At 70.0% G+C, this 16,300-nt stretch carries 13 protein-coding genes and 1 pseudogene; 3 read left to right on the top strand and 11 right to left on the bottom strand.

Annotated elements, in window-relative coordinates; translation table 11 throughout:
• Window positions 1–13: 13 nt before the first annotated feature.
• The 3 genes from B3I25_RS06465 to B3I25_RS06455 all read right to left on the bottom strand — a co-directional run bounded on the left by B3I25_RS06465 (window position 14) and on the right by B3I25_RS06455 (window position 5,225).
• Complete coding sequence (locus B3I25_RS06465) at window positions 14–1,384, bottom strand: bifunctional folylpolyglutamate synthase/dihydrofolate synthase (protein WP_286738354.1); 1,371 nt, start codon at window positions 1,382–1,384, stop codon at window positions 14–16.
• Window positions 1,381–4,680 (bottom strand): isoleucine--tRNA ligase, encoded by a 3,300-nt coding sequence (ileS, locus tag B3I25_RS06460; RefSeq protein ID WP_064846148.1) that lies wholly within the window; start codon window positions 4,678–4,680, stop codon window positions 1,381–1,383. The genes B3I25_RS06465 and ileS overlap by 4 nt, the downstream gene beginning before the upstream one ends.
• Before the next feature lie 269 nt (window positions 4,681–4,949).
• Window positions 4,950–5,225, bottom strand: a complete 276-nt coding sequence (locus B3I25_RS06455) for a nitrite reductase (NAD(P)H) small subunit (protein WP_286738353.1) — start codon at window positions 5,223–5,225, stop codon at window positions 4,950–4,952.
• Between the two features lie 9 nt (window positions 5,226–5,234).
• Here B3I25_RS06455 and B3I25_RS06450 point away from each other — a divergent pair.
• Window positions 5,235–5,492 (top strand): annotated as a pseudogene (locus tag B3I25_RS06450) (nitrite reductase (NAD(P)H)); the annotation flags it as partial.
• Entirely contained in the window at window positions 5,485–5,622 is a 138-nt protein-coding gene (locus B3I25_RS06445) for a hypothetical protein (RefSeq protein WP_286738393.1), read from the top strand. The pseudogene B3I25_RS06450 and the gene B3I25_RS06445, both read left to right, overlap by 8 nt.
• Here B3I25_RS06445 and cobA read toward each other — a convergent pair.
• The 8 genes from cobA to B3I25_RS06405 form a co-directional block, all read right to left on the bottom strand.
• On the bottom strand, window positions 5,610–6,716 hold the full coding sequence (cobA, locus tag B3I25_RS06440) for a uroporphyrinogen-III C-methyltransferase (protein ID WP_098055027.1): 1,107 nt from the start codon (window positions 6,714–6,716) through the stop codon (window positions 5,610–5,612). The genes B3I25_RS06445 and cobA overlap by 13 nt on opposite strands.
• An 89-nt stretch (window positions 6,717–6,805) precedes the next feature.
• On the bottom strand, window positions 6,806–7,837 hold the full coding sequence (locus B3I25_RS06435) for a siderophore-interacting protein (protein ID WP_206399156.1): 1,032 nt from the start codon (window positions 7,835–7,837) through the stop codon (window positions 6,806–6,808).
• The gene (locus B3I25_RS06430; RefSeq protein ID WP_179861286.1) at window positions 7,834–8,706 is read right to left on the bottom strand and encodes an ABC transporter ATP-binding protein; all 873 of its coding nucleotides are present in this window, start codon (window positions 8,704–8,706) and stop codon (window positions 7,834–7,836) included. Before B3I25_RS06430 ends, B3I25_RS06435 begins: the two co-directional genes overlap by 4 nt.
• Window positions 8,707–8,711: 5 nt before the next feature.
• Window positions 8,712–9,782 (bottom strand): FecCD family ABC transporter permease, encoded by a 1,071-nt coding sequence (locus B3I25_RS06425; RefSeq protein WP_286738352.1) that lies wholly within the window; start codon window positions 9,780–9,782, stop codon window positions 8,712–8,714.
• Complete coding sequence (locus B3I25_RS06420) at window positions 9,779–10,858, bottom strand: FecCD family ABC transporter permease (protein WP_206478583.1); 1,080 nt, start codon at window positions 10,856–10,858, stop codon at window positions 9,779–9,781. Before B3I25_RS06420 ends, B3I25_RS06425 begins: the two co-directional genes overlap by 4 nt.
• Before the next feature lie 6 nt (window positions 10,859–10,864).
• The gene (locus tag B3I25_RS06415) at window positions 10,865–11,929 is read right to left on the bottom strand and encodes an ABC transporter substrate-binding protein (RefSeq protein WP_286738351.1); all 1,065 of its coding nucleotides are present in this window, start codon (window positions 11,927–11,929) and stop codon (window positions 10,865–10,867) included.
• Window positions 11,930–12,160: 231 nt separating this feature from the next.
• The gene (locus B3I25_RS06410) at window positions 12,161–12,961 is read right to left on the bottom strand and encodes an SDR family oxidoreductase (RefSeq protein ID WP_064846142.1); all 801 of its coding nucleotides are present in this window, start codon (window positions 12,959–12,961) and stop codon (window positions 12,161–12,163) included.
• A 63-nt stretch (window positions 12,962–13,024) separates the two neighbouring features.
• On the bottom strand, window positions 13,025–13,393 hold the full coding sequence (locus B3I25_RS06405) for a DUF488 domain-containing protein (protein ID WP_064846141.1): 369 nt from the start codon (window positions 13,391–13,393) through the stop codon (window positions 13,025–13,027).
• Between the two features lie 50 nt (window positions 13,394–13,443).
• On the opposite strand from B3I25_RS06405, the gene valS reads away from it, so the two are divergent.
• A complete protein-coding gene (gene valS / locus B3I25_RS06400) occupies window positions 13,444–16,095 on the top strand; it encodes a valine--tRNA ligase (RefSeq protein WP_286738350.1) in 2,652 nt (883 codons plus the stop codon).
• Window positions 16,096–16,300 lie beyond the last annotated feature (205 nt).

Raw genomic sequence — 16,300 nt, 5'->3', positions numbered from 1 at the left:
CGGGGCGGCGGGCTCAGAGTCCGAGCAGCACACGGGCCTCACCCACCACGGTGATGGACCCGGTGACGAGCACCGCGCCGTCGAACTGCTCGCGGGCCGCGGCGTCCTGGATGGCCGCGGCGCACGCGTCGTCCAGTCGCTCGCTCACGTGCACGGCGTCCTCGTCGAAGCCCATGTCCTCGGCGATCTCCGCGAGTTCCTCGGGTGCCACAGCGCGCGGGGACTGGGAGCGGGTGCACCACAGTTCGAGCTCGAACTCGTGGTACTCGTCCACGAGCACGCGCATCATCTCCGCAGCGTCCTTGTCTCGCAGCACGCCCACCACCAGGTTGAGCTTGGTGAACGTGAAGGCCTCGCGCACCGCGGTCGCCGAGGCCAGCAGACCGTGCGGGTTGTGGGCCGCATCCAGGATCACCGGCGGTGCCTTGCGGGCGAGCTCGAGCCGGCCCGGCGAGGAGACCGCACCCAGTCCCGTGGCGACGAGCTCGGGGTTCAGGGGCTTGTCCCCTCCCCCCACGAACGCCTCGACGGCGGCCACGGCCACCGCGGCGTTCTGGGCCTGGTGGGCCCCGAACAGCGGCAACATGAGATCCGGGTACTCCCCCGCGAGCCCCTGCACGGTGATGACCTGGCCGCCCACCGCGGTGGAACGCCCGGTCACGGCGAACTCCACGCCCTCGAACCGGAACGGGTCACCGAGTTCCCGGGCCCGGTCCAGCAGGACCTGCGCGGCCTCGGGTTGCTGCGCCGCGCTCACGAGGAAGCCCTGGGGCTTGATGATCCCGGCCTTCTCCCGGGCGATCTGCCCCACGGTGTCCCCGAGCATGGTTGTGTGGTCCAGCCCGATCGGGGTCACCACGGACACCGCGGCGTCCGCCACGTTGGTCGCGTCCCACGTGCCACCGATGCCGACTTCAAGGACCATGACGTCCACGGGTTCGTCCGCGAAGACCGCGAACGCCAGGACCGTAAGGGTCTCGAAGTACGTGAGGCGGGGAGCGCCGTCGGCCTCGAGCTTTCGGTCCACGAGCTCGAGGTACGGGGCGATCTCCGAGTAGATCCGCACGAACGTCTCGTCCGGGACGGGTTCGCCGTCGATGCTGATCCGCTCCGTGACGCGCTCGAGGTGCGGGCTCGTGTACCGGCCCACGCGCAGGTCGTGGGCGAGCAACAGCGACTCGATCATCCGGGCCGTGGACGTCTTGCCGTTGGTCCCGGTCACGTGCACCACGGGTGCGCTGCGGTGCGGATCCCCGAGCGCGGCGACCGCGGCGGCCACGGCGTCCAGCCGCGGCGCCATCCTGTCCTCCGGCGCCCGACTCAGCAGGTGCTGGTAGATATTCTCGACCGATGCGAAGTCCTCGTGCTCCTGGGCCCCGCTCACGCGTCGATCACCGCCACGGTCACGGACGGCTCGTCCGCTTCCAAGAGTTCGAGCTCGCGGGACAGGGTCTCGGACTGCACGAGCTCGCGGTTCGCGGCCACGGCGGCCACGGTCTGCGCGTCCGCGGCGACGTGGGTGCGGATCCGGTCCGAGACCTGCAGGTCCGCGTCCTTCCGGGCCTGCTGGATCGCACGGATCATGTCCCGCGCCACGCCCTCGGCGCGCAGTTCATCCGTCAGTTCGGTGTCCAGGACCAGGAACCCGCCGCCGGGCAGAACGGTCACGGCGCGCGCGGAGTCCGCCGCGGCGTCGTCAACGACCGTGACGAGTTCGTACTCGCCCTCCTGCAGGGGCACGGAGCCGGCGACGACGACGCCGTCCGCGGAGACCGACCAGTCACCGTTCTTGGTGGCCTTGATGACCTGCTGGACCTGCTTGCCCAGGCGCGGGCCCGCCGCGCGGGCGTTGACCTTCAGCTCCTGGGAGATACCGTGGTCCGCGGCGCTGACCTGCTCCGAGTCCTCGAGCGTGACGGACCTGAGGTTCAACTCATCGGCGATGATCTCTTGGAACGTGCCCTCGAGGGCATGCGCCCCGGGCACGGCCACGGTCATCCCCGCGAGCGGTTGCCGCACGCGCAGGTTGTGGGTCTTGCGCAGACCGGACCCGGCCGAGCAGATGGCGCGCGTGCGCTCCATGGCCGTGAGTAGGGCCTCGTCCCGGGGGAACAGGGAGGCATCCGGCCAGTCGGTCAGGTGCACGGAGCGCCCACCCGTAAGACCGCGCCAGATCTCCTCCGTGACGAGCGGCAGCAGCGGGGCGGCCACGCGGCACACCGTCTCGAGGCACGTGTACAGCACGTCGAAGGCCTGGGTGTCCTCCTCGAAGAACCGCTCGCGGGAACGGCGCACGTACCAGTTGGTGAGGGTGTCCATGTAGGAGCGCAACCGCTCGGCACCGGCCCAGATGTCGTAGTCGTCGAACAACCGCTTGACGTCCGTGACGAGCGCGCCGGTCTCCGCGAGGATGTAGCGGTCCATCACGTGATCGGCGTCGTGGCGCAACTGGGCGTCGTAGCCGGCTCCCCCGTTCGCGGCGTTCGTGTACAGACCGAAGAAGTGGTACACGTTCCACAGCGGCAACATCATCTGGCGCACGCCGTCGCGGATGCCCTGCTCGGTGACGATCAGGTTGCCGCCGCGCAGGATGGGCGAGGACATCAGGAACCAGCGCATGGCGTCCGAACCGTCCCGGTCCAGGACCTCGTTGACGTCCGGATAGTTCTGCAGCGACTTGGACATCTTCTGCCCGTCCGAACCCAGCACGATCCCGTGGGAGATCACGTTGCGGAACGCGGGGCGGTCAAACAGCGCGGTGGCCAGGATGTGCAGCGTGTAGAACCAGCCGCGGGTCTGACCGATGTACTCCACGATGAAGTCACCCGGGTTGTGGGTCTCGAACCACTCCCGGTTCTCCATGGGGTAGTGCACCTGGGCGTACGGCATGGACCCGGAGTCGAACCACACGTCCAGCACCTCGGGCACGCGGCGCATCACGGACTCGCCCGTGGGGTCGTCCGGGTTGGGCCGGGTCAGGTCGTCGATCCACGGCCGGTGCAGGTCCACCTCGCCCTGGGCGTTGCGCGGAAGTCGGCCGAAGTCCCGCTCCAGCTCCGCGAGGGAACCGTAGACGTCCCGGCGCGGGTAATGGGGGTCGCTCGATTCCCACACCGGGATGGGTGAACCCCAGTAGCGATTGCGAGAGATGGACCAGTCACGGGCGTTCTCGAGCCACTTGCCGAACTGGCCGTCCTTGACGTTATCGGGGATCCAGTTGATCTGCTGGTTCAGCTCGACCATCCGGTCCTTGAACGCGGTCACGCTCACGAACCACGAGGACACCGCGCGGTAGATCAGGGGGTTACGGCAGCGCCAGCAGTGCGGGTACGAGTGCTCGTAGGAGGCCTCCCGCAGCAGCGCGCCGCGGGCTCGGAGGTCCCGGACCACGGTGCGGGCCACGTCCTTGTCGAACACGTTGTGCCCGGCGAGTTCCCCGAGCGGCGCGCCCTGCGCGAGGGACTCGTCCGTGAAGAAATCGTAGAACCGTCCGCTCTCGTCCACGGAGAGCACCACGGGGATGTCGTGGGCGGCGCACACCATCTGGTCGTCCTCGCCGTATGCGGGGGCCTGGTGCACGATGCCCGTGCCGTCCGTGGTGGACACGTACTCGGCCACGAGGATCTGCCACGCGTTCTGCGTCCCGAAGCGCTCGGCGTCCGTGAAGTAGTCCCACAGCGGCCGATACCGGATTCCGCCCAGCTGCTCGCCCGTGTAGTGGGCGGTGACGGCGTCCGCGACGGCCGCGGCGTCGTCGTACCCGAACTCCTTGGCGTACCCGCCCGCGAGCTCCGCGGCCACGAGGAAGCGGCGCCCGGCCAGGTCACCGGCACCGGGGACCAGGACGTAGTCGATGTGCGGACCGACCGCGAGCGCCTCGTTGGTGGGCAGGGTCCAGGGGGTCGTGGTCCAGGCGATGGCCTCCGCGCCGGCGAGTTCGGCGGCCACGGCGGGATCGGTGGCCCACGAGGTGTCCTCGGAGAGCGTGAACGCCACGGTCACGGAGGGGTCCTGGCGGTTCTTGTAGACGTCGTCGTCCATGCGCAACTCGTGGTTGGACAGGGGCGTCTCGTCCTTCCAGCAGTACGGCAGCACGCGGTAGCCGGAGTAGACCAGGCCCTTGTCGTCCAGCACCTTGAACGCGCCGATCACGGACTCCATGTAGTCCACGTTCAGGGTCTTGTAGTCGCTGTCGAAGTCCACCCAGCGGGCCTGGCGGGTCACGTAGTCCTGCCACTCGGACGCGTACTTCAACACGGAGGCGCGGCAGGCGTCGTTGAACTTGTCGATGCCCATGGCCTCGATGTCCTGCTTGTCGGTCATCCCGAGCTGCTTCATGGCCTCGAGTTCGGCCGGCAGTCCGTGGGTGTCCCACCCGAAGCGACGCTCCACGCGCCGGCCCTGCTGCGTCTGGTAGCGGGCCACGAGGTCCTTGACGTAGCCGGTCAGCAGGTGGCCGTAGTGGGGCAGGCCGTTGGCGAAGGGCGGGCCGTCGTAGAACACGAACTCGTTGGACCCGTGGTCCCCGCGGTCGCGCTGGTCGATGCTCGCCTGGAAGGTGTGGTCCTGTTTCCAGTAATCCAAGACGCGCTCCTCGACCGCGGGGAAACGCGGCGCGGAGGGCACCCCGTGTGCGCTGGGGTCGGTGCTCGCCTTGGGATACACGAAGGATTCGGTCACGGTGCTCCATCCTGAGGGGTGTGTGGTTCAGGATGCGAGGACGCTCGGGCGCGCGGGGCGCCGGTGGCGCGGTACCACCTCGCTTACCCGCGGTGGCATCGGCACAGCCGACGACGCCGCGAGTCGCTCGTTGGGGGCTGTCACGGGCCCGAGTCGTCCGGTTCTACTGGGGCGCGGTGCCTGTTCTTCCGGAAGGGCTCCCCGGTGATGGCCGGATCGACACCCGTGCGCGCAGGGCGCACCCCGCCATAATACCCCGACGGGAGGGACTACTCGCCCTGCTCGCCGCCGCCCTGTTCGTCTCTCCCGGACACCACCACCAGGACCCGGCCGTCCTGCACGCGCACCGGGTGGACGGGCAGCGTGTACTCCGCGCCGGACACGCACCGCCCGGTCGCGAGGTCGTAGGTCTCCTTGTACAGGGGTGAGGCCACCGTGTGGTACTGCCCCGTGCGCCCCACGATCCCCCGGGCCATCACGAGCGCCCGGGAGCGGGGGTCCCGGTGGTCGGTCGCGAACACGAGGTCGTCATTGGTGCGGAACACCGCTCGCTCTACGGGGCCCGCCTGGAGCAGCTGCCGACGATCTGGAAGAAACTCGTGGACGCCGGATTCGAGTCCGGTTCCGCGTACGGCAAGGCGCTGCGCAATGTGAAGTCGTGCATCGGCAGTTCGTGGTGCCGCTTCGGTGTGCAGGACTCGGTGGCGCTCGCCGTGGACCTGGAGAACCGCTACCGCGGGCTGCGCTCACCCCACAAGTTCAAGTTCGGGGTCTCGGGCTGCAGCCGCGAGTGCGCCGGAGGACGTGGACGCGCGCATGTACGTGCTCGAACGCGAACAGATCCGCCCGGCCACCCCCGAGGAGATCGCCCGGTCCGAGGTCGGTGAGGAGCACAAGGTGGTGGTGTCCGGGGCGAAGATCCCGGTGGGTCAGCCCTCCTGAGCCGACTCCTGGGGGCCGGGGGTCGCGCATGACTTCTGCGCGAGCGCCGCGACCCGGCCCACCACGATCACCGCGGGAGCAGTGACCTCGCGCTCGCGGGCCACGCAGGCGATTGTGTCCAGCTGCGCCACGGTCGTGCGCTGGGTTGGGGTCCAGCCCCGCTCCACGACCGCGACCGGGGTGTCTGCGGGGTAGCCCGCGGCCATGAGCAGCTCGGCGTTATGTTCGAGACCCCGCACGCCCATCATGAGGATCAGGGTGTGCCCGTCCCGGTACGGCACGTGACGCAATTGCTGGTGCGCGGTGATGACGGTGAACCCGTGGGTCATGTCCCGGTGGGTCACGGGGATCCCCGCCGCGGCGGGGACGGAGATCGCCGAGGTCACACCCGGCACCACCTGGGTGGCCACACCGTGGGCCCGGCAGAACTCGACTTCCTCGCCACCGCGGCCGAACACGTACGGGTCCCCACCCTTGAGCCGCACGACCCGCAGTCCGAGTTTCGCCTGCTCCACGAGGGTCTCGTTGATCCGGTCCTGCGTGTACTTGTGGTACCCGGCGCGCTTGCCCACGTCGATGATGCGGGCGTGCCGGGCGAGCTCTGGTAGGAGGTCCGTGGGGCCGAGCCGGTCCGCGACGATCACGTCCGCGTCCGCCAACAGTTGCCGTCCGCGCACCGTGAGCAGTCCGGGGTCGCCGGGTCCTCCGCCCACCAGCGCCACTGTCCCGGGTTCCTGAGTGACCGGTGCCCGAGTGTCGGCTGCGCGATCGGGCCTGGGCGCGGCGTCGTCCGCGACGCACAGGACCCGACGCTCTTCCGCCGCGAGCGCCACCCGCTCCCGTTCCCCGGAGTCCGAGACGTGGAGGAAGACGAGCCACGCGCCGCCGAGGTCGTCGGGGCGGAACGCGCGCTCGTGCCACGTGAGACCGGGTGAGCTCGTGAGGTCCCGCAACGTGTCATGCAGATCAGGTGCCACGAGGTCCACGAGGGCGCCCTCGGCGAGCAAGGACCGCGTCCGACGCGCGGCGTCCGGTCCCCCACCGACCACTAGCACGGCGCGTCCGGCGAGGTTCAGCCCCAGGGGGTAGGTCATGGTCGGGAGCTCTCCTCGGGTGCGGGCGGATCATCGCCATGCTACGCCGCGGGCCGCCTCTCCTGACCTCGGACGTCACATCCGCGGGGTCACTCCGTGGCCGCTCCCTGTTTCCAGTAGCCCATGAACGAGATGTCCGTCTTGGGCACTCCCCCGCTCACGCACATCCGGCGCAGCGACTTGACCGTGGCGGATTCCGCCGCGAAGAACCAGTAGGTACCGCGGCCCTCCGGGCGGGCGACGTCCCATACGAAGTCCGCCTCCTCCGACGGGGCAGCCTCGGGCTCGCCGTGACCGACCTCCCAGTAGCGGCGGGCGCGCTCGGACAACCGGTGCCACAGCCATAGCTCCAGGTCTAGTCCGCGAGGGCGTCCCCGCCGGGGCAGCCACGTCCAGTGCAGTTCGGTGCCGCCGCGCAGCGTCACGGTCAGGGTGTGCCCGTCGGACGACGTCGCCCGGGCGAGGGCGCGCGGGCCGGCCGCGGCCACGGCGTCGTCCTCGGAAGGGACCTCCACCGCGATCGTCACGCTGCGGGGCGGGGCGGAAGGGGCAGGCGCACCCACGTGCACCCCCCGCTCGATGCCGTCGATGATCGCGGCGAGCGCGGGCAGGGCAGTCTCGTCCCCAGCGAGCACGACGTCCTGGTCCGCCGCACGCCGTTCGTCCCACGCGGCCCACCAGGGGGACCCGCCCGAGGGCACGAGCAGCTGCACGTCCTGACCCTCGCGCACGGTGTCACCCCACGCGGCCCCGGGGCCCATCCCATGCTCGGGGTCGTCGTGGAGCACCACGTCGATGGCCAGCTCCGGGACCGTGTGCCCGGCCAGCTCCACCTCGGCCGCATCGCGCACCGTGTACGTGCGCAGCCAACCCCGGCGTTCGGGCGGGGCGGCCATGAACTCGCGCCGCCACCGGGTCATGTCGCTCACGTCCACCGCCACGGTGGCCCCGGGGGTGGGTGGGATCAGTACCTTGAGGTAGGCGTCCGTGCGGGGGCCCGGTCCCTGGTCACCCCACGGCATGATCCGCAATTCCTGCCCCGCCACACGTACGCGCACGAGGTGTTTGCTGAGCTTCGTGCGTCCCGTGACGGTGGCCGTCACACATGCGAGTTCCGTCATGGCAGTACCTCCTCGGGTGATCTTGGAGTGTTCGCCGGTCCCGTCCACGGGATCACGAGCCGGGCGTCCGTGGGGGCGTCGTGGAGCACCCGCGCGGACATGTCGAAGACGTCGCTGACCACCTCATCGGTCATGACCTGCTCGGCCGAACCGGTCGCGGCGACCGCCCCGTCCTTGAGTGCCACGAGCACGTCCGCGTACCGCGCCGCGAGCGAGAGTTCATGCAGCACCATGACCAGGGTGATCCCTCGGGAGCGCTGCAGTGCCGTGAGGATGTCCAGGATCTCGGCCTGGCGCGCGATGTCCAGATACGTCGTGGGTTCGTCGAGCAACAACACGTCCGTGTGCTGCGCGAGCGCGAGGGCGATCCACACGCGTTGACGTTGACCGCCGGACAAGTCCCCCACGTGGCGTTCGAGCAGCTCCCCCAACCCGGTGAGTTCGACCGCTTCCGCCACGGCGTCGTCGTCCTGGGCACGCCACCGTCCGAAGGCGCCACGGTACGGGTGCCGTCCGCGCGCCACGAGCTCCTGCACGGTCACGCCCTCGGGTGCCACGGGGTCCTGTGGGAGGAAACCCACGGTGCGCGCGAACCGGGTGCGGTGCCACCGACTCACGTCCGCCCCGCCCACGAGGATCTCTCCGGCGGACGGGGTGAGCTGGCGCGCGCACGCCTTGAGCAGCGTGGACTTCCCGCAACCATTGGCCCCCACGAGAGCGGTCACGGCCCCCGCGGGGAACGTCACGTTCACGTCCCGCAGCACCGGCGTCTCGCCGTAGCCCACGGTCAGCCCACGCACCGCGAGCTCGGACGACGACGCCGCGTCCTCGCCTTGCTCGGTCCCCCCGGCCCGGTTCGGATCGGTCATGGACGTCATGCTTCCGCCTTTCCTCGCCCGATCAACAACCACAGCAGCACGGGCGCGCCGGCCGCCGCGGTGACCACACCCACGGGCAGGGCCAGCCCGGGGATCGTCTCCGCGGCCACGTAGTCTGAGACCACCATGAGCACCGCGCCCACGAGCGCGGCGTGCCGGGCGTGACCCGCACCGCCACCCAGCCCCCTCGCAATGGGTGCGGCCATGAACGACACGAACGCCACGGGCCCCACGGCGGAGGCCGCCACGGCCACGAGCACCACGGCGAGCCCGAGGGCCGCGAGCCGCGTGGCCCGCACGTGCACCCCGAGCCCGGCGGCCAGGGGATCCCCCGCGCCGAGCGTGTCCACCGCGGGCGCCAAAACCGCGCACACGGGCAGCAGGATCGCGAGGCAGATCCCCACCTGCGCGATGTCCACCCACCGGGCAGCGTTGAGTGAACCCGTGAGCCACTGCATCGCGTCCTGGGCCGCATAGATGTCCGCGCGGGTCAGCACCGCGTTGATCGCCGCGGCGGTCAGTGCTCCCGCCGCGACGCCGGTCAGCACGAGTTTGCCGATGTTGGCCCTCGTGCCCCCGGCGGCCAGGACCACCGCGACCATGAGGCCGAAACCACCCGCGAGGGAACTGAGTGTCACCGCGGCGCCAGAGAGCCCGCCCAGCGTGATGGCCGCGACCGCGCCGAGCCCGGCCCCGGAGGAGACACCCATGATGTCCGGGGAGGCCAGGGGGTTGCGCAGCACGCGCTGGAACAGGTGACCGGCGATCCCGAAGGCGATCCCCGTGAGGATCCCGAGCACCGTGCGCGGCAGGGTGATGTCCCACACGATGTACGCGGCGGGGCCGGAGTAGTCGTGGGTGAGCACGGCGACCAGGTCGGGCACGGCCACGACATACTTGCCCAGTGCGATCCGCGCGAAGGAGGCGAGGACCAGGACAAGCACGAGCAGCGCCGTGACCCGGCGGGTGCGGCGTCGGGAGCGGGAGCGTCCCGCGCGCACGGTGGCCACGGTCGCGGGGGCGGGCAGCGACGTCGTCCTGGGAAAAGGGGAAACGGCGGGACTCACGCGGCCACCACTCCCCTGCGTCGGATCACGACCACGAGCGCGGGGGCGCCGATCACCACGAGCGCGATCCCCACCTGGATCTCCCGGTCCGGGACGAGCACGCGCGCCACGACGTCCGCGAGCAGGACGATGAACGGGCCCGCGAGCAGGCACGCCGGGACGATCCTGCGGTAGGAGATGCCCACCAGCGAACGCACCGCGTGGGGTACGAGCAGTCCGCAGAACACTAGCGGGCCCACGAGTGCGGTGGAGGTGCCCGAGAGCAGCACCACGGCCAGGCCCGCGAGGCCGCGCACGAGCGCCGGGTTCACCCCAAGTCCGCGACCCAGAGCTTCGCCCAGGGTCAGGGTGTCCAGGGAACGGGCCAGCGTCCACCCGAGCAGCAGGGCCACGAGAATCACGGGGCTCGCGAGCACCAGGAACGTACCGTCCGGCCGGGTCAGTTCACCGACCTGCCAGCGCCGGAAAGTGTCGAACGTGGCCTGGTTGCTCAACAGCACCGCGCTCGTCAGCGCCGTGAGACCCGCGGAGACCGCCGCCCCCGTGAGGGCCAGGGTCACCGGACGCGCCCCGCCCCGGGCCGCGGAGGCCAGCGCGTACACGGCGGCCACGGCCACGGCGGAGCCCAGCGCCGCGAGCCACAACTGGTGCGTGACGCCGGTCAGACCCAGGAACGCGCCGCCGGCCACGACCGCGAACGCGGCCCCGGCCGTCAGCCCCAGGATGCCCGGATCGCCCAGGGGGTTGCGCGTGGCACCCTGTAGCAGCGCCCCGGCCACGGCGAGCGCGGCCCCGGTGAGCAGGCCCGCCCCGGTGCGCCACACGCGGGACTCGACCACGGCGCCGTCGAGCGCGGGAACCCCGGGGACGGCCCCCGGGTCACCCGAGAACACGTGCGGGACCACGTGCCACGTGACCCCCAGCCCGATGGGCCGGGACCCGTACGAGATCGAGAGGAACACGGCCACGAGCAGCAGTGCCGCCATGGCGAGCCAGGACACACCCCGACCCCGCGTGCGCCCGCGCGGGGCGGACGGCGCGGCGCCGGGACGGGCGAACGTGGAACTGCCGGGCACGAAGGGTCAGGCCCCCAGCGTGGTCTTGATCGCCGGGATGTGGGCGTCGAGCGCGTGGGGCATGGACAGCGGAGAGGACGAGTACCCGGAGAGCACGTCCTGCTTGTCCGTGAGGAACATCCCCCGCCCGTTCGCGATCGCGGGGATGGTCTTGAGGATCGGGTCCGTGCGGAACTTCTCGGCCTGGGCGTCGTCCTCCGCGGCCGCCACGAACAGGTCGCTCGTGAGCTCGTCGGCACGTTCGCGGGGCCATTCGCGCCAGAACTGATCCTCCGTGATGTTGTCCTTGACCGCGTCTGCGAGATTCATGCCCAGCTCGGTGAAGAAGCGGGGGCGTCCGTCCGCGGGGCCGTAGAACCCCAGGCTCTGGGAGACGTCACCGTAGATGAAGGTCTTGCCCTTGGCCGCGCCGAGTTCGTCGGAGCGCCGGGAGACGAGTTCTTCGGTGCGGCTCAGGAGTTCGTCACCGGCCGCGGAACGGCCCAGGGCCTTGGCCGTGACACGCTGCATGTCTTGCCACGAGTTGACCCACGGGCCCGTGGGGTACGCGACCACCGGGGCGATCTTCGTGAGGCGGTCGTACTCCTCCCGGGTGACCCCGGAGTTCACCGCGACGATCAGGTCCGGGCTCAGCTCGGCGATGTCCGTGAAGTTCACACCGTCCGACTCGTCCATGGCCTTGGGCGTCTTCCCGCCCAGTTCTGAGACCTTGGCGTCGAACCAGTCGGTGGACCCGTTCGCGTTGCCGCCCCAGGCCACCTTGGTCATGCCCACCGGCACCACGCCGAGCGCGGCCACGAAGTCCTGCGTGTTGCTCGCGCCCACGCACACGACCCGCTGCGGCGCGGCCTCGACCTTCGTGGTGCCCAGGGCGTGTGTCACCTCCACGGGGAACGTGTCCGTGGGGCTCGACGATGCCGTGGCACCGGGCGTCTGCGCCTGCCCTTCCCCGTCCCGCGCGCCCGTGGAACACGCCGCGAGCCCCATGAGGGAGGCCACGGCCAGGCCGGAGCCCAGCAGGGTGCGACGATTGAACTGTCGGGACGCGTTCCCGGACCGGTGAGGGGACATGGACACTCCTGGGTCACTGAATTTGATAAGGCAAGCCTAACCTAATTCATGCTCCCGTTCGGCCGCAACCGCTCCGTGCGCGCTCTCGCCGGTGCGGCCGGACCAAGCAGAGCCAGGGCATTCCGCTGACCGGTCATGGGGCGCCGGGCGGATGGGAAGGACCGGCCCACCAGGTGCAACCGGCCGCCGGTGCTCCGAGGCACCGGCGGCCGGTCACCGCAATGCACGCTGTCAGTTGTTCGTGCGGATCATCTTGTGCGGCGCAGCCTGGGCCACGGGCTTGACCGTGATCGTGTCCAGGTCCACATGATGCGGCAGTTCCACGGCGAAGGCGCAGACCTCGGCCACGTCCTGGCCCGAGAGCGGTTTCTCCACGCCCGCGTAAATCTTGTCCGCGGCCGCCTGGTCACCACCCAGGCGCATGAGCGAGAACTCGGGAGTGTGCACCAGACCGGGCGCCACCTCCACCACGCGCACGTTGTGCTCAGCCTCCTCGAGGCGCAGCGCCTCGGTCATGGCGCGTTCGGCGTACTTGGCGGCGTTGTAGCCCGCTCCGCCCTCGTAGGCGCGCTGGGCGGCGATCGAGGTCAGGTTCAGCACCGTGCCCTCACCGTTGGCCCGCAACGTGGGCAGGAACGCGCGGACCACCCGCAGGGTGCCCATCACGTTGACGTCGTACATCCACTGCCAGTCCTCGTCCTTGGCGTCGGCCACCGTGTCCGTGCCGCGTGCTCCGCCGGAGATGTTGAGGATCGCGTCCACGGTGCCCTGCTCGCCGAGCACCCGATCGCGCAGCGCATCCACCTGCGCCTGGTCGGTGATGTCGGTGGGCGCGGCACTCGCGCCGGTCTCCCGGGCCAATTCCTCGAGACGCTCCGCGCGACGGGCGACGGCGTACACCGTCCACCCGCTCTCGCGCAGGCGGCGCACCGTGGCCTCGCCGATGCCCGTGGAGGCACCGGTGACCACGGCCACCTTGCCGTTGCCGAGCGGCTTGGGATCCTTGTAGGTGGGATGTGTGTTCTGAGTCATACCTCCACCGTAGCGCGCGGAATTATGACTTAGAACAATCCGGATCGGCTCGATTAGGACGTTTCAGAAACCACTGCGGTGATCGCGCAACCAGCCCAGGAGCACAACGGCGTTGTTGTGCTCCTCGTCCTTCGCGTCATAAAGCAGGGTCGCGGAGTCTACGTCCCGCAGCACGCTCCTGAGCTGCGCGACCTCCCCGGAGGCATCCTCGTCGAGTTCCTCGCGGTAGCGCTGCGCGAAGCGGTCGAACTTCTCGGGGTCGTGACCGAACCACTTGCGCAACTCGTCGCTCGGGGCGACCCCCTTGAACCAGTGGTCCAGGGCTGCATGGTCCTTTCTGACCCCGCGCGGCCACAAGCGATCGACCAGGATCCGAGCGCCATCGTCTCGCGCGGCGTCTTCGCGAATGCGGTGGATGTGCAAACGTGCCATGCCCCCACGCTACGACGGTCCGTGCCCGCGTGCATGAGAGACTGGAGCACATGGCACAGAACCTCGAGGGTACAGACACGCCCGAAATCATCGACAGCGCTGCGTCCACCACCGCGGTGAACGTCCCCGACAAGCCGGCCATGGAGGGCCTGGAGGAGAAGTACTCCGCGCAGTGGCGCGAGAACGGTACGTACGCGTTCCGCGAGGACACCACGCGCGAGGACGTCTACTCGATCGACACTCCCCCGCCCACGGCCTCCGGCTCCCTGCACGTGGGACACATGTTCTCCTACACGCAGACGGACGTGATCGCCCGCTATCAGCGGATGTCCGGCAAGAACGTGTTCTACCCGCTGGGCTGGGACGACAACGGCCTGCCCACCGAGCGCCGTGTGCAGAACTACTACGGCGTGCGCTGCGAGCCCGGCAAGCCGTACATCGAGGGCTACCAGCCTCCGGAGAAGCCGGCCAAGAACCAGCGCGACTGGGACGTGGTGTCCCGCCAGAACTTCATCGAGCTGTGCGAGGAACTCGCGGTCGAGGACGAGAAGGTCTTCGAGCACCTGTTCTCCACCCTGGGTCTGTCCGTGGACTGGACCCGCACGTACCGCACGATCGACGCGCACTCGCGCAAGGTCTCCCAGCTCGCATTCCTCAAGGACTACGAGGCCGGTAACGCGTACATGGCCGAGGCCCCCACCATGTGGGACGTCACGTTCCGCACCGCCGTGGCCCAGGCCGAGCTCGAGGACCGCGAACGCGAAGGTGCCTACCACCGCGTGGCGTTCCACCGACCGGACGGCGAGAAGGTCTTCATCGAGACCACCCGCCCCGAGCTGCTGCCCGCGTGCGTGGCGCTGGTGGCCCACCCGGACGACGAGCGCTACCAGGCGCTGTTCGGCACCACCGTGCGTTCCCCGCTGTTCGACGTCGAGGTCGAGGTCAAGGCCCACCCGCTCGCCAAGCCGGACAAGGGCTCGGGTATCGCCATGATCTGTACGTTCGGTGACCTCACCGACGTCACGTGGTGGCGCGAGCTCGATCTGCCCACGCGCGCCCTGATCGGCCGCGACGGCCGCTTCGCCTCGGAGCAGCCCGCATGGATCGCCGACGGCGCCCCGGCCGAGAACTACGCGCAGCTCGCCGGCAAGACCGTGTTCTCCGCGCAGAAGACCGTGGTCGAACTGCTCGCCGCCTCCGGTGACATGGAAGGCGAGCCCAAGAAGATCACCCACCCCGTGAACTTCTACGAGAAGGGCGACAAGCCCCTCGAGGTGGTCACCTCCCGCCAGTGGTACATCCGCAACGGCGGTCGGGACGCCGAGCGCCGCGACGCCCTGATCGACCGGGGCCGTGAGATCTCGTGGCACCCCTCGTTCATGCGCGCGCGCTACGAGAACTGGATCGAGGGTCTCAACGGGGATTGGCTGATCTCCCGCCAGCGCTTCTTCGGCGTGCCGTTCCCGGTGTGGTACCCGCTGGACGAGTCCGGTGAACCGGCTTACGACCACCCCGTGCTCCCCGCCCAAGACCAGTTGCCCGTGGATCCCACCACGGACGTGGCCCCCGGCTACACCGAGGACCAGCGCGATCAGCCCGGTGGGTTCATGGCGGACCCGGACGTCCTGGACACCTGGGCAACCTCTTCCCTGACCCCGCAGATCGCAACCGGCTGGGCCGTGGACGAGACCTTGCACGCCAACACGTTCCCCATGGACCTGCGCCCGCAGGGTCACGACATCATCCGCACGTGGCTGTTCTCGACCGTGGTGCGCGCCGAGACGCTGGCGCAGACCGTGCCGTGGAAGCACACGGCACTGTCCGGGTGGATCCTGGACCCGGACCGCAAGAAGATGTCCAAGTCCAAGGGCAACGTGGTGATCCCCACTGAGGTGCTCGAGAAGTACGGCTCGGACGCGGTGCGCTACTGGGCGGCGTCGGCCCGCCTGGGCGCGGACACCGCCTACGACGAGGGCCAAATGAAGATCGGCCGTCGCCTGGCGATCAAACTGCTCAACGCATCCAAGTTCGTGCTGGCCCAGGGCGTGACCGAGGCCTCCGTGCTGGGCTCCGGGACGGACGGTTCCGTGGTGACCAACGGTCTGGACCGCTCCCTGCTGGCCCAGCTCGCGGACGTCGTGGAGCGCGCGAGCACCGCGTTCCAGGAGTACGAGTACGCGCGCGCCCTGCAGTTGATCGAGTCCTTCTTCTGGACCTTCACGGACGACTACGTGGAGCTTGTGAAGGACCGCGCCTACGGTTCCCGCGGGGAGGCCGCGCAGGCCTCGGTGCACGCGGCCCTCGCGACGACGCTCGACACCCTGCTGCGCTTGTTCGCCCCGTTCATCCCATTCGCCACGGAAGAGGTGTGGTCGTGGTGGCGCTCCGGTTCGGTCCATCGCGCGGCCTGGCCCGTGACCGACGGGTTCGCCGAGCCCGCTCGCGCGGGTGATCCCGAGGTGCTCACCGTGGTGGGCGAGGCGCTGTCCGGGCTGCGCAAGGCCAAGTCCGAGGCCAAGGTCAAGCAGCGCACCGCGGTCACCTCCGCGGTGATCTCGGGCCCGGCCGCTCAGCTCGAGCAGTTGCGCGCCGGGCTGGAGGACCTCCAGGCCGCCGGTAACGCCGCAGACCTCACGCTCACCGACGCCGAGGGTGAGCTGGCCGTGAGTGACGTCCAGCTCGAGGAAGCACCACAGGCCTGAGTCGACATGGAGGGGCCCCGTCCTGCCTCGTGCGGGATCGGGCCCCTCGGCACATCACGAACGCCGTCGCCCCCGCGGAGCCGTCCTTGCCCGGTCCGATGGGCGGCACCGGCACACCGGGCCCTCCGCGCTGCACCCAGCGCATGAACGAACCCCGCCACGTGCGTGACGGGGTTCGTTCATGCCTGCAGCGGTCGGGCGCACG

The organism is Kocuria sp. UBA1838 (assembly GCF_002338785.1).
Lineage (GTDB): Bacteria > Actinomycetota > Actinomycetes > Actinomycetales > Micrococcaceae > Kocuria > Kocuria marina.
Note: the sequence above shows the minus strand (reverse complement) of the source record. Positions and strands in the feature narration are given on the sequence as shown.

What these genes read in the sequence shown, in the direction of transcription:
- B3I25_RS06435 (WP_206399156.1), bottom strand. Translation starts at nt 7,837, where the DNA reads ATGACGGAACTCGCATGTGTGACGGCCACCGTCACGGGACGCACGAAG.
- valS (WP_286738350.1), top strand. Translation starts at nt 13,444, where the DNA reads ATGGCACAGAACCTCGAGGGTACAGACACGCCCGAAATCATCGACAGC.
- B3I25_RS06405 (WP_064846141.1), bottom strand. Translation starts at nt 13,393, where the DNA reads ATGGCACGTTTGCACATCCACCGCATTCGCGAAGACGCCGCGCGAGAC.
- B3I25_RS06410 (WP_064846142.1), bottom strand. Translation starts at nt 12,961, where the DNA reads ATGACTCAGAACACACATCCCACCTACAAGGATCCCAAGCCGCTCGGC.
- B3I25_RS06415 (WP_286738351.1), bottom strand. Translation starts at nt 11,929, where the DNA reads ATGTCCCCTCACCGGTCCGGGAACGCGTCCCGACAGTTCAATCGTCGC.
- B3I25_RS06430 (WP_179861286.1), bottom strand. Translation starts at nt 8,706, where the DNA reads ATGACCGATCCGAACCGGGCCGGGGGGACCGAGCAAGGCGAGGACGCG.
- cobA (WP_098055027.1), bottom strand. Translation starts at nt 6,716, where the DNA reads ATGACCTACCCCCTGGGGCTGAACCTCGCCGGACGCGCCGTGCTAGTG.